This is a genomic window from Aeromonas sp. Prich7-2, assembly GCF_017939255.1.
Classification (GTDB): domain Bacteria; phylum Pseudomonadota; class Gammaproteobacteria; order Enterobacterales; family Aeromonadaceae; genus Aeromonas; species Aeromonas caviae.
In genome coordinates, this window is record NZ_JAGKRI010000273.1 from 1 (window position 1) to 293 (window position 293).

The window sequence follows — 293 nt, forward strand, 5'->3', positions numbered from 1 at the left end:
GAGTTTGCCCTGCACAAGGGACACCGCTATGCCACCGTGATCATGGATGCCGAGCGAACCCGCGTCCTGTGGGTGGGGCACGGCAACAGCCGGGCCGCTATCCGTCCCTTCTTCGAGCAGCTCGGCGAGCGATGCCAGCAGATTGAGGCGGTGGCGATGGACATGAACACGGCGTTCGACCTGGAGGTGAAGCAACACTGCCCGCAGGCGGAGGTGGTCTACGACCTGTTCCACGTGGTGGCTCGCTATGGCCGAGAGGTGGTGGACCGGGTGCGAGTGGAGCAGGCGAATGC

At 64.8% G+C, this 293-nt stretch carries 1 protein-coding gene; it reads left to right on the forward strand.

Annotation, left to right across the window (positions count from 1 at the left end; translation table 11 throughout):
• Positions 1-293, forward strand: a 293-nt coding sequence (locus J9892_RS21600) for a transposase (RefSeq protein WP_210538966.1), incomplete at both ends; no start/stop codon positions are given.